General features: G+C 46.0%; 1 protein-coding gene. It reads right to left on the bottom strand.

All coding sequences use genetic code 11. The features are described from left to right. A partial coding sequence (locus AAEZ06_RS28285) for a cbb3-type cytochrome c oxidase subunit I (RefSeq protein ID WP_350617527.1) occupies window positions 1-235 on the bottom strand: 235 nt, incomplete at both ends.

The raw sequence follows: 235 nt of genomic DNA, 5'->3' as shown, positions 1-235 counted from the left end.
GGCCACAAAGAACATAATCGCCCAGTGATAACGTTCCATCCAAGGACTTGCTTTACGTAAGCGATAGGTTTCCATGGCTTCAAAACCAATTAACGCTAGCGGCACGACTTCAAGCGCCGAGAAGATAGCACCCCATGCAATGACAGAAGTTTGGGTACCGGTAAAGTATAAGTGATGTAAAGTACCGATTAAGCCGCCGGTTAAAAACACTACCGTTGAGAACAATACTGCACCA

Source organism: Pseudomonas sp. HY7a-MNA-CIBAN-0227 (genome assembly GCF_040310325.1).
Taxonomy (GTDB): domain Bacteria; phylum Pseudomonadota; class Gammaproteobacteria; order Pseudomonadales; family Pseudomonadaceae; genus Aquipseudomonas.
This window is presented reverse-complemented; position numbering and strand designations above follow the sequence as displayed.